The sequence below is a fragment of the Citrobacter sp. C1 genome (genome assembly GCF_014596895.2).
Taxonomy (GTDB): domain Bacteria; phylum Pseudomonadota; class Gammaproteobacteria; order Enterobacterales; family Enterobacteriaceae; genus Citrobacter; species Citrobacter gillenii.
The window spans coordinates 1,914,157-1,926,921 of the sequence record NZ_CP115035.1; the positions used below are offsets into that span (position 1 = coordinate 1,914,157).

A 12,765-nucleotide genomic window follows, 5' to 3' on the forward strand; every position below is an offset into this window, starting at 1 on the left:
TTATGATGAAGTACGTCATCATACTGGTGATACTCTTAGTGATTAGCTTCGCGGCTTACTAAGACACCAGGGGAGGGGAAACCCTCCCTAACCCTCACTCCTGACCATAAGCCACAGTCACGATGATGTCAATACGCACACTTTTCAGCCTGCGAGCCGCTTAGCGGAAAACCACGTCTGCCCAGCGTGCCAGACCGGCAGTCACCGAGCCGAAATCATCGCCACCGGCGATAGGGATCCCCGGCAGCTGTTCGGAGAGGGCTTTTTTGATAAGCGGTGAGCGTGCACTGCCACCGGTCAAATAAATAACATCCGGTTTTTCCTGGGCATTATCCAGCGCCAGCTGCACCTGCTCCAGAATGCGCGCCAGTGGCTGATTGAGCGCCGTCTCCAGCCCCTGTTGGCTGATTGCCGTTGCCAGTTCATCACTGATAAACGGCAGAGCCGCGTTGACGTTTGCCTGTGTGGAAAGCGTAATTTTGCTTTCTTCAGCGCTGCGTACCAGCCGGTAGCTCAGACGCTCGCGCCAGACTTTGAGCAGCAGAGCGACTTTATCGGCTTCTTTCGCGTCGCGGATCAGATCGTTTAACAAGCGTCCGTTGGCGGTACTGTAAAAATCACTTTGGGCCGGAACGTCGTTAATGGCGACGGCGTTCCACCACGGCAGAATAGGTAAGGCGATGCCTTTTTCGGTTTCGCCTCCCATGCCGAGCAATGGCATCAGGTGTTTAAAGGCCAGCGCGATGTCCAGATCGTTACCGCCTACGCGACAGCCACTGTGGCCTAACAGGCTGGTTTCGCGATCGGCGCGCTGATGCCACTGCGGACCCATCAGCAGCAACGAGCAGTCGGTGGTACCACCGCCGATGTCCACCACCAGCACGCGTTTTTCGTCTTGCAGTGTGGCTTCATAATCCAGTCCCGCCGCGACCGGCTCGTACTGAAACACCACATCCTGGAAACCGGCGCGTTTGGCCGCGCGCTCAAGAATACCTTGTGCCTGGGCGTTGGCGTCGTCGCCGCCTAACCCCTGGAAGTTGATCGGACGACCGATAACAGCCTGGGTGATCGCTTCGGGTAGCTGGTTTTGTGCCTGGTTGCGGATGTGCAGCATCATCGCACAGACTAAATCTTCAAATAGCGCAACCTGCTGCGGTTTCAGGCCGCTGGCACCTAAAAACGATTTTGGTGATTTAACGAAGTAGACTTCTTCCGGGTCATCAATATATTGGCCCAGTGATGCCAGACCAAACTGCACGCTATTGGCGTTCACATCGATGTCTTCTTCGCGATTAAAGCGCACCGCACGACGCAGTAATGCCTGCGTTTCGTCATCCGTTGCCGGGACATCATGATGGCGATACAGCCACTCGCTGACCGCTTCACGCGTCGGGGCGCACAGCATGGAGGGCAGTAGCGTGCTGTCATTTTCCATTTTGAGCAATTGCGGCTGCCCGTCACGCATGACGGCCACTGAACAGTTCGCCGTACCATAGTCAAAACCAATAAACACCGTAAAGCTCCCCAGGGCAGTCAAGAAGGGGCGAGACTTTAGCGAAATGTTGTCGTCCCGACAACTGGAATATGAAAGCAAGGCGCATCGGCGGAATAGCATTTATGCTGTAGGCTGGTAAAAAAAAGGACGCGGACATGTATACACTGAACTGGCAATCGCCCTATGACTGGCCCTGGATGCTGGGGTTTCTCGCTGACCGTGCCGTGGATGGCGTAGAAACTGTAGGCACATTGACGTATGCAAGAAGCCTGGCGATTGGCCAGCATCGTGGGGTGGTGAGTGTTGTCCCGGATCTGGAGGCCAACGTGCTGCAGGTAACGTTAAGCCCGGGACTTCAGCCCGTTGCCCGCGAGTGTCTGGCCAAAATGGCGCAGTTGTTCGATCTGAACTGCTGTCCGCAGCACGTTGTCAGCGCGTTGGGGCGTCTGGGAGCCGCACGCCCTGGATTGCGTCTACCGGGATCGGTTGATGCGTTCGAACAGGGCGTTCGCGCGATTTTAGGTCAGTTGGTCAGCGTGGCGATGGCGGCAAAACTGACGGCGAAGGTGGTACATCTGTATGGCGATAGGCTTGCCGACGCACCAGAGTACGTGTGCTTTCCTACTCCTGAGGCACTGGCCGCCGCACAACCGCTGGAGCTGAAAGCGCTGGGCATGCCGCTTAAACGTGCGGAAGCGCTGATTCACCTTGCCCGGGCGGCGCTGGATGGCACGCTTAAGCCTGTTGCCCCGCCTGATATCGAGCAGGGGGTGAAGCAGTTACAAACGTTTCCAGGCATTGGACGCTGGACGGCCAATTACTTCGCGCTGCGCGGGTGGCAGGCGAAGGACATTTTTCTTCCCGATGATTACTTGATTAAACAGCGTTTTCCAGGCATGACGCCGGCGCAAATCCGGCGCTACGCAGAGCGCTGGAAGCCCTGGCGTTCCTACGCGCTACTGCATATCTGGTATACGGAAGGCTGGCAACCATCAGTTGATGGCGAAATTGCTGGTGTTGAGTAGCAACTCCAGCGGTTGGGCGTCGGCAATAATATCGCCAAAAATCATATCAATACCGATGCCAGACAGGGCATCCATAATCAGCGGCATGTTTACCGGTCCAGCGATAGTTTTGATATCCAGACGTTGTGCGTGGCTCTGAATAATGGAAACCCACATTTCGTCCGTCAGATTGCCGTGCGCGCTGGCGCTCAGTTCGCTGTCAAGTAACAGGTAATCAGCGACGTGATACTTGAGATTGTCAAAAACCTCTAAATCGCGACCGACCTGGCTTAAAATAATGCGACAACCCGCCTGGCGTAATCGTTGCATGGCGGGCATGGCCTGCGCTGGATGCGTTTTCATCACGTCTACCGGTATGCTCAGATGCAATAAACGAGGCGGAAGCGGACTGTTTTCCATCAATGCCAGCAGTTCATCAACCAGCACGGGATTGAGCAACCCGGCGGCGGAAAGGGGCAGGGCAACGCTAAGCCCTTTACCGGCAACAGCGGAGGCAGAATGCTGGAAAAATTCAGTAAAGACCCGACGGTCGAGGGCATGATTGAGTGCAGGATCGACCAGACCGGCGCGGAAAGCCTGCTCCTCAATGACGTCGCCTTCGCTGTTCCATAAGCGCAGCGACAACAGCCAGAAGCTAAAGGTCTCAGGAACCCGTGGAGACGCGACGCCGTGGGTGATCATCAATATTGGGTTATGGGTAATGATGTTGCGTTGTTCATCGGGTGACAGTATCCCTCGCGTCGCATGCATCTGGCTCTGCTGGGGTTCATAGACGCATACCCGCCCACGTCCGCTATTTTTGGCCGCGTAGCAGGCAATATCTGCCTGCGACATCACCTCGGTGGCGATACGATTTTTGTCATCAATTAGCGTGATCCCGGCACTGGCGCCAATACGGTGTAAGCGGCCTTCCCATGTAAAGTGGTAATCATTGATGGCGCTAATGACGCGACCCGCGATAAACCGGGCACTTTCGATATTACAATCTGGCAGCAGCAAGCCGAACTCATCGCCGCCAAGACGCGCCAGCACATCGCTGGTGCGCAGCATGCTCAGCATCAGAGAAGACAGCTCGCGCAGCAAGGCATCTCCCGCCGCATGACCGGCGCTATCGTTGACGGCTTTAAAACGATCCAGATCGATGAAGACCAGCGCGTGACGCTGATGGGAGTTGTGTACCGTATGCAGCAATTGTTTCAGATGGTTTTCGAAGCTGACCCGGTTGGCCAGATGCGTGAGGTCATCATGCGATGCGCTGTAACTGAGTTGACGCAACATCTTACGTGATTCGGTGACATCCTGAATCACCAACACGGAGCCAATGCTACCGCCGTCGAGGGTGCTGAGCGGCGTGATACTGTACTGAATATCGTAGCTGGTGCCGTTACGACAATGCAGGACCACTTCTTGCTCAATAGCCGTGCGCGACATGTCGGCGCTGTAGATATTTTCCATTAGCGGGCCGTTATCACCGAAAGTAATACGCAGCACCGTGAGCAACGGGATCCCTAATGCGCTCTCTTGCGACCAGCCGCTCATTTTCTCGGCCACCGGATTCATAAAGGTGATTTTCAGGTCGACGTCGATACAAATCACCGCTTCACCGATGGAATCCAGCGTAATATGCAAACGCTCTTTTTCCTGATACAGCGCCTCGTGGAGTTGCTTCACTTCGGTCATGTCGAGATTGATACCGAGCAAACGTTCCACTTCGCCGTCTTTATTCAGCACCCGGTTAGCCAACGAGCGGATATGCCGAATGCCGTCTTTGACCGCAATGCGGAATTCAAGTTTGAAAGGAACACGTGCCGCCAGCGAATCGCGAATCACGCTTTCGGCATGTTCGCGATCTTCAGGAACCACGCAGTCATACCAGACTTGCCAACTGGGTTTGATGTGCGCAGGGACCTCATAAAGATCGAACATGCGCTTATCCCAGCTGATTACGTCAGGCTGCAATTCCCATTCCCAGATGCCAATGCCGCCTGCTTCATTCGCCAGCGTAATACGTTCCATTAACCGCTTATTGATCCACTCCGTGTGTTTCAGGTCGTTAATGTCCTCAACTTGGGCAATAAAGTAGAGCGGGGTGTTATCGCTATGACGTACCAGTGAAACGGCCAGCAGTGCCCAGACCACCTCGCCTGCACGGGTGTAATAGCGTTTTTCCATTGAATAACTATTGATTTCACCGCGCGACAGCATTTGCAGCTGCTCAAGGTCGTTATTCAGATCTTCCGGCCAGGTTAACTGCTGGAAGGTCAGCGAGCGCAGCTCTTCCTGGCTGTAACCCAGAAAATGACACAAGGCTTTATTGGCCTGTAGCCATTGCCCCTCGGTGCCCACCAGCGCCATGCCGATAGCGGAGTATTCCATGGCGTTGCGAAAACGCGTTTCGCTCTCTGAAATGTGTTTACGTTCGGCACGAAACGCGTACATGACCATGGTCATCATGTTTGCCGGTAACAGAATCATCAAAAACGGCAGCCAAGGCATGCTGGACATGACAAACGTTTTCGAGGTGGAGAGCAGTGAAGGATCGGCGGCCAGCATTAGCGAGACCATCATTACGGTGCTGAGGAAAATCAGAAACGCTTCCATGCGCGGCAGACGCACGGCACTCCACATCAGCAAAACGATCACGCAGGTAAACGGCCATGGAAGATACATCATCGACAGCCAGCTGAACGCTAAAGTTACCAGTAGGGTGATGAGCGTTTCCAGCAATAAACGGGGATCGCGGTGACGCAGCAGATAGTGCGGCTTAAACAGCAAACCTAACGGTACCAGCGCGAGCGCGCCGATGGATTCTGAAAGCACCCAAATTAGAAACGTATTTAACGACGTTTCACCTGGAAGCAGCAGCCACATCAAAAAACCGCCCAGCAGCGGCGGGACCACGGCACTACCGAATGCCAGACGCGCCCAGTCGTTAAGATTTTGTAAGGGATTGTACCAGGGCAACAGCCTGCGCAATAACATGGCGCCCGCAACGGCCTCAATAATATTGATGGCAGTGTAGGTGAAATTCAGCGTGTCGGTCGGGAAGAACAACAAAGAGGCACCGATGCTGCCCAGGGAGCATGCCAGCGCGATCCCCGGCCACATCTTTCCTGCATGACGGTAAAAAGCCACCATCATAATTGAGGTCGGGAACCACAGCGGCGCCAGCTGCGTGCCGTAACGGGACAGCTCCAGCGAGAACAACGTAAAGATGAACGCCACCAGACCTAAACTGGCCAGGCGCAGTAGAGGATGCGGTAAGGTAACTAAAACATGTTGGGATGGTTTACTCATTACCGCTTTACCCGAATAGCCGATGTCGCCGTGGCGAAGATGCCGGAAGCATCATGTTTAATCTGTGATTATGCTAGTACAAACATTTTACAATTTATACGCCAGCTGCTCATAAAATAACACTCTCAAGCTATTAATTCCTAAGGTGGGTGAATAAATTTTGTGCCTGCTTTAAAACTGACCATTTTAATTTGCGACAGGGACTGCATTGGTGCAGCCTGGGCTGGCGTCGCGCCGCTGAAATCCCTATAATTGCCGCGTTTGGCGTTTCGACGCCCCCTTCCTAACATCCAGGTTAATCAGGTCGCTAAATTTATGACTGATCAGTCTCATCAGTGCGTCATTATCGGCATTGCCGGCGCATCGGCTTCCGGCAAGAGTCTTATTGCCAGTACTCTCTATCGCGAATTGCGTGAACAAGTGGGTGACGAACATATTGGCGTTATTCCCGAAGACAGTTATTACAAAGATCAAAGCCATCTGTCGATGGAAGAACGTGTAAAAACCAACTACGACCATCCGAACGCGATGGATCACAGCCTGCTGTTCCAGCATCTGCAAACGCTGAAACGCGGCTCGGCGATTGAATTACCCGTCTACAGCTATGTTGAACACACGCGTACGCAAGAGACTATTCATATTGAACCCAAAAAAGTGATTATCCTCGAAGGCATTTTGCTACTGACGGATGCACGTTTGCGTGACGAGATGAATTTTTCTATTTTTGTAGATACCCCGCTCGACATTTGTCTGATGCGCCGTATCAAGCGGGACGTCAACGAGCGCGGCCGCTCGATGGATTCGGTGATGGCGCAATACCAGAAAACTGTGCGTCCAATGTTCCTGCAATTTATTGAACCCTCAAAACAATACGCCGATATCATCGTGCCGCGCGGGGGTAAAAACCGCATTGCCATCGATATTCTGAAGGCGAAAATCAGTCAGTTCTTTGAATAAGTTCAGCGAATTGTGTACCGTTCAGTAATAACCTGGTTCACCCTTAACGCACCTGGCGTTAAGGGGTTGAAGCACGAAAGGAGAAAGTGCCATGCGTTTATGTGACCGAGATATTGAAGCCTGGTTGGATGCAGGTCGTCTGTCGATCAATCCACGTCCTCCTGTCGAGCGTATTAATGGCGCAACAGTAGATGTGCGTCTTGGCAATAAATTTCGTACGTTCCGCGGTCATACGGCAGCGTATATCGATTTGAGCGGGCCGAAGGATGAAGTTAGCGCCGCGCTGGATCGCGTGATGAGTGATGAAATTGTCCTTGCCGAAGGCGAAGCATTTTTCCTGCATCCCGGTGAGTTAGCGTTGGCCGTAACCTTTGAATCCGTGACGCTTCCGGCAGATTTGGTTGGCTGGTTAGACGGCCGTTCGTCGCTGGCGCGTCTGGGCCTGATGGTTCACGTGACCGCGCACCGTATCGATCCGGGCTGGTCAGGGTGCATTGTGCTGGAATTTTATAACTCCGGGAAATTACCGCTGGCCTTGCGTCCGGGCATGCCGATTGGTGCGCTGAGTTTTGAACCGCTCTCCGGTCCGGCTGCGCGTCCCTACAATCGCCGCCAGGATGCGAAGTATCGCGACCAGCAGGGTGCAGTAGCCAGCCGGATTGATAAAGACTGATTTATTTTCAGTCCTTTGGGGATAGCATGAGACGATTTCTGACGACGCTGATGATTCTCCTGGTCGTGCTGGTGGCCGGTTTTTCTGCGTTAGTAATGTTGGTGAATCCCAATGATTTTCGCGCGTATATGGTGAAGCAGGTTGCTGCACGTAGCGGATATCAATTGCAACTGGACGGCCCACTGCGTTGGCACGTTTGGCCCCAGCTTAGCATCCTCTCTGGACGCATGGTGTTAACGGCTGAAGGGGCCAGCGAACCGCTGGTTCGTGCCGACAATATGCGTCTGGACGTCGCGTTATGGCCGCTGTTGAGCCACCAGCTCAGTGTGAAGCAGGTGATGCTCAAAGGTGCTGTTATTCAGCTGACGCCGCAGACCGAAGCGGTGCGTGGCGAAGATGCGCCCATTGCCCCGAAAGACAATACGTTGCCCGATGTCGCCGAAGACCGTGGATGGTCGTTTGACATCGCGCGTCTGCGCGTTGCCGACAGCGTGCTGGTATTCCAGCATGAAGATGATGAACAGATTACGGTTCGCGACATTCACCTGGAAATGGAACAGGACACCCAGCATCGCGGTACCTTTGACTTCTCTGGTCGCGTAAACCGCGATCAGCGCGATCTGGCCTTAGCCTTTAACGGTAGCGTTGATGCGTCTGACTACCCGCATAACCTGGCGGCCAATATCGAGAAGCTCAGTTGGCAGTTACAGGGCGCCGATCTGCCGCAGCAGGGGATTCAGGGGCAGGGTAAGCTGCAGGTTCAGTGGCAGGAAGAGAATAAACAGCTCGCGTTTAACCAGATTGCGTTGACGGCCAACGACAGCACACTGTCCGGGCAAGCCCGTGTGTCGCTGTCTGATAAACCGGACTGGGGCGTCGATCTGCGCTTTGGTCTGCTCAATCTGGATAACTTGCTGGTGCAACGTGACGCCGCGGCGGCAACGAGCGGCGAGGTGCAACAGGGGCAAAGCCAGTCAACGCTCGCTCGACCGGTGATTGCGTCCCAGGTCGATGCCGTGTCGTATCAGGGGCTCAGGGGTTTTTCCGCAGATATTGCGCTACAGGCAGACAAAGTCCTGTGGCGTAAAATGGCCTTTGATAACGTTTCAGCCAAAATGGCGAATCAGTCAGGCTTGCTGAGTATCACTGAATTGCAGGGGACGAGTGAGGGTGGGTTGATTTCGCTGCCCGGCAAGCTGGATGCCAGAAAGGCGCAGCCGCACGCAGTCTTTCATCCGCGTCTGGAAAACGTCGAAATCGGTACCATCCTGAAAGCCTTTAACTATCCGATTGCGCTTACCGGCAAGCTGTCGCTGGCGGGCGATTTTTCCGGTTCTGATATTGACGCGCAGGCGTTCCGTCACAGCTGGCAAGGGCAGGCCCATGTTGATATGAGCGACACACGCATGGAAGGGATGAACTTCCAGCAGCTGGTACAGCAGGCCGTTGAGCGCAGCGGCGGCGACGTGAAGTCTCAGCAGAGTCTGGACAACGTGACCCGACTGGATCGTTTTGTCACCGAGCTGTCGCTGGATAACGGCAAGGTGTCGTTGGATGAGATGGAAGGGCTGTCTTCCATGTTAGCGCTTTCCGGTAAAGGGACGCTGGATCTGGTTGAGCAGACGTGTGACACGCAGTTTAACGTGCGTGTGTTGGGCGGCTGGGATGGGGAAAGCAAACTGATTGACTTCCTGAAAGCCACGCCGGTTCCGCTGCGTATTTATGGGCCATGGCAGGCGTTGAACTATAACCTGCAGGTGGACCAGCTGCTGCGTAAGCATGTACAGGATGAAGCGAAACGTCGGCTGAACGACTGGGCCGATCGCAACAAAGAGTCCCGTAGCGGCAAAGATGTGAAAAAACTGCTGGATAAACTCTGACGGATAATGCCGGATGACGGCGCGAGAGCGTCTCATCCGGCACGTCACCGTCACCTACACTTCGTAATCCATCTCTTCGTCATTAGTGTGCAGCGGTATTAACTGGACCTTTTGCACCCGGTGGTTTTCCACCTGCAACGTTTTCAGTCGATAGTCGCCCACCTGCACTTCTTCCCCGGTTTTCGGTATACGCTGCAAATATTCCATCAACAGCCCGGCAATGGTGTGATATTCCCGTTTCTCATCAAGGGGAATCGGGACGTATTGCACCAGATCTTCCAGCGGCATATGCCCGTTAGCCGTCCATGAACCGTCAGCATTTTTCTGAATGTCGTGGCGGGCGTCGATCTCTTCCACTTCATTCGGCAGGTTTCCGGCGATGGTTTCCATCACGTCGCTCAGCGTCACAAGTCCCTCTACGGAACCAAATTCATCCGCCACAAACGCAAAGTGGGTACGGGCATTACGGAACTGCTCCAGCGCCGGCAGTAGCGGCAGGGTCTCCGGGAATACCAGCGGCTGGCGGATCAAGGCGCGTAGATCGAGCGGCTCGCCGCGCAGCGACTGTTGCAGCAGGTCGATGACGTGTACCACTCCGAGCAGTTCTTCCTGCTCATCTTCTCCGGTGACCACCAGACGCGTGTGCTGGTTTTTCTCCAGCAGGGCGCGGATCTCCGCTTCGGGTGCGTTCAGGTCGATGTGCTCAATATCATGGCGCGAGGTCATAATGCTGCTGACGGTGCGCTGATTCAGATTCAGCACACGTTCAATCATCCGGCGCTCCTGCGGAGCAAAAATCTGACCTTCATGATGATCGGCCAGCATGGCTGCTGTTTCAGCATCCAGTTCGGCATCTTCTTTTTGTCCACTCAGCAGACGCATCACCGCCTCAGCGGTACGCTGGCGCAGGGTATGATTGGCTGACAGAAAACGGCGGCGGTTGAAGATGGCCAGCTGATTTAATGCCTCAATCATGACCGAGAAGCCGATAGCCGCGTACAGGTAGCCTTTTGGAATGCGGAAACCAAACCCTTCGGCGACCAGGCTGAAGCCGATCATCAGCAGGAAGCTAAGACACAGAATAACGATGGTAGGGTGGCTGTTGACAAAGCGGGTCAACGACTTGCTGGCCAGCACCATCAGGCTAATGGCAATAATGACGGCGGCCATCATCACGGCCAGATGATCGACCATCCCGACGGCGGTGATCACCGAGTCGAGCGAGAAGATGGCATCCAGCACCACGATTTGTGCGACCACGCCCCAAAACTTCGCGCCTTTACGCTGGGTGGGGTTATCGCTGTCTTTCCCCTCCAGCCGTTCATTGAGCTCCATTGTGGCTTTGAACAGCAGGAAGAAGCCCCCGAAGAGCATGATCAGGTCCCGTGCGCTAAAGCTCAGATCCCGAATGCTAAACAGCGGGGTGGTCAGCGTGACCAGCCAGGAGATTGAGGCCAGCAGCAGCAGACGCATCACCATCGCCAGCAGGAGCCCGGTAATACGCGCCTTGTCCCGCTGGGCTGGAGGTAATTTCTCCGCGAGGATGGCAATAAAAACAAGATTATCAATGCCAAGAACAAGTTCTATCACGATTAGTGTGACGAGTCCGGCCCAGATTGACGGATCGGCAATCCATTCCATAGTAAAAATGATACCCATAGTTGTATGACAATTGTCACAATTCGATCATGGATAAAGCCAGCGAAAAATGCAATGCCGGGAGCGGATTTCTCTGTTATTGATATCCGACAGTCAGTCGAGAAATAGCCTTAATGTTGCTGCAGGAAATAATTTTTTAACGCGGCATATATTTAGGAAATATCGCAGGTGGTTTGTTTTTTATATTGGCACTGTCAATATCAATAAAATCCTAAAAATATTCAAATTTCATTCTTAATATTAATCTTAAAAGCAAGCGGTAGCGGCGTTGTTATCTTGCCTGCTATTCCTTTAGCTGCAACAATTCTTTCCGTATATAACAAGATGCCTATTTCTTCTTTGCTCCGTGCTGCATTTCCTGATGTGACGCGGAGAAGGGTATGGCGAAAATAAAGAGGAAGGTAAAAATTTAAATTAATCAGTGCATTGGTAGCTAACTAAGCCAGGGGCGGTAGCGTGCCTGGCCGCCTGATGAACAGCCTGATTTATTCAGTCAACAGACCGAAGATGAATTCAATATTTTTAGGATTGATGCCAGTTAAATTTCGTTTCAATTAACGGCAAGGTAAATGTGAACAGGTGAAACTGCCATTTAGAAAGCACGTGATAATGACTCTGCCAAAGTGATAAATAATCAATGATGAAATCCAAAATTAAATTGATACCCGTCCTGGTGTCGGTGATCTTGATAAACGGTTGTACCGTACTACCGGGCAGCAATATGTCGACGATGGGTAAAGACGTGATTAAGCAGCAGGACGCTGATTTCGATCTCGACCGTATGGTGAATGTTTATCCACTGACGCCCCGACTGGTAGAACAATTACGCCCACGTCCAAACGTCGCCCAACCCAATACTTCGCTGGACCAGGAGATTTCCGGGTACCAGTATCGCGTTGGCCCGGGCGACGTCCTGAATGTGACCGTCTGGGACCATCCGGAACTGACCACGCCAGCGGGGCAATACCGCAGCTCCAGCGATGCCGGCAACTGGGTTCAGCCCGATGGCACCATGTTTTATCCCTACATTGGCAAAGTCAACGTGTCCGGGAAAACGTTGGCAGAAATCCGCAGTGATATTACCGGGCGCTTAGCGAAGTACATTGCTGACCCGCAGGTGGACGTTAATATCGCCGCTTTCCGCTCGCAGAAGGCTTATGTCTCCGGGCAGGTGAACAAATCCGGCCAGCAGGCCATTACCAACGTACCGTTAACCATTCTCGACGCCATTAATGCCGCTGGCGGCCTGACCGAGGCGGCGGACTGGCGTAACGTCGTGCTGACCCATAACGGTCAGGAGCAGCGAATTTCCCTGCAGGCACTGATGCAAAATGGCGATCTCAGCCAGAACCGACTGCTTTACCCAGGCGACATCCTGTTTGTTCCACGCAACGACGATCTGAAAGTCTTCGTAATGGGGGAAGTGAAGAAACAGAGCACCCTCAAAATGGACTTCAGCGGTATGACGCTAACCGAAGCGTTGGGCAATGCGGAAGGGATCGACCTGACCACCTCCAATGCCAGCGGCATCTTCGTCATTCGACCATTGAAAGGCGAGGGCGCACGCAACAGCAAGATTGCCAATATTTATCAGCTCGATATGTCCGATGCCACCTCTCTGGTGATGGCGACGGAATTCCGCCTTCAGCCTTACGACGTGGTGTATGTCACTACCGCACCGGTCGCCCGCTGGAACCGTTTGATCAATCAGTTGCTGCCGACCATTAGCGGTGTTCGTTATATGACGGATACGGCCAGCGACCTTCACAACTGGTAATC

9 protein-coding genes are annotated in these 12,765 nt (G+C 53.5%); 6 read left to right on the top strand and 3 right to left on the bottom strand.

The window, feature by feature from the left end; all coding sequences use genetic code 11:
• Positions 1–2 precede the first annotated feature (2 nt).
• Positions 3–62: a type I toxin-antitoxin system Ibs family toxin gene (locus IB214_RS09175; protein WP_101741518.1), complete on the top strand. Its 60-nt coding sequence runs from the start codon at positions 3–5 to the stop codon at positions 60–62.
• A 98-nt stretch (positions 63–160) separates the two neighbouring features.
• Here IB214_RS09175 and yegD read toward each other — a convergent pair whose 3' ends face one another.
• Entirely contained in the window at positions 161–1,513 is a 1,353-nt protein-coding gene (yegD, locus tag IB214_RS09180) for a molecular chaperone (protein ID WP_117343268.1), read from the bottom strand.
• Between the two features lie 137 nt (positions 1,514–1,650).
• On the opposite strand from yegD, the gene alkA reads away from it, so the two are divergent.
• Positions 1,651–2,520: a DNA-3-methyladenine glycosylase 2 gene (gene alkA / locus IB214_RS09185; RefSeq protein ID WP_117343269.1), complete on the top strand. Its 870-nt coding sequence runs from the start codon at positions 1,651–1,653 to the stop codon at positions 2,518–2,520.
• On the opposite strand, the gene IB214_RS09190 is transcribed toward alkA, so the two are convergent.
• On the bottom strand, positions 2,488–5,817 hold the full coding sequence (locus IB214_RS09190) for a diguanylate cyclase (protein ID WP_117343270.1): 3,330 nt from the start codon (positions 5,815–5,817) through the stop codon (positions 2,488–2,490). The two genes, alkA and IB214_RS09190, sit on opposite strands and share 33 nt — an antisense overlap.
• A gap of 315 nt (positions 5,818–6,132) precedes the next feature.
• On the opposite strand from IB214_RS09190, the gene udk reads away from it, so the two are divergent.
• From udk to asmA, 3 genes are all read left to right on the top strand, one after another.
• On the top strand, positions 6,133–6,774 hold the full coding sequence (gene udk / locus IB214_RS09195; RefSeq protein WP_005128328.1) for a uridine kinase: 642 nt from the start codon (positions 6,133–6,135) through the stop codon (positions 6,772–6,774).
• A 91-nt stretch (positions 6,775–6,865) separates the two neighbouring features.
• The gene (dcd, locus tag IB214_RS09200) at positions 6,866–7,447 is read left to right on the top strand and encodes a dCTP deaminase (protein WP_096756576.1); all 582 of its coding nucleotides are present in this window, start codon (positions 6,866–6,868) and stop codon (positions 7,445–7,447) included.
• Between the two features lie 26 nt (positions 7,448–7,473).
• Positions 7,474–9,327: an outer membrane assembly protein AsmA gene (asmA, locus tag IB214_RS09205; RefSeq protein WP_117343271.1), complete on the top strand. Its 1,854-nt coding sequence runs from the start codon at positions 7,474–7,476 to the stop codon at positions 9,325–9,327.
• A gap of 54 nt (positions 9,328–9,381) precedes the next feature.
• Here asmA and IB214_RS09210 read toward each other — a convergent pair whose 3' ends face one another.
• Entirely contained in the window at positions 9,382–10,968 is a 1,587-nt protein-coding gene (locus IB214_RS09210) for a TerC family protein (protein WP_115259923.1), read from the bottom strand.
• A gap of 655 nt (positions 10,969–11,623) precedes the next feature.
• Between IB214_RS09210 and IB214_RS09215 the strand changes: the two genes are divergently transcribed.
• Positions 11,624–12,763: a polysaccharide export protein gene (locus tag IB214_RS09215; RefSeq protein ID WP_117343272.1), complete on the top strand. Its 1,140-nt coding sequence runs from the start codon at positions 11,624–11,626 to the stop codon at positions 12,761–12,763.
• Positions 12,764–12,765: the final 2 nt, after the last annotated feature.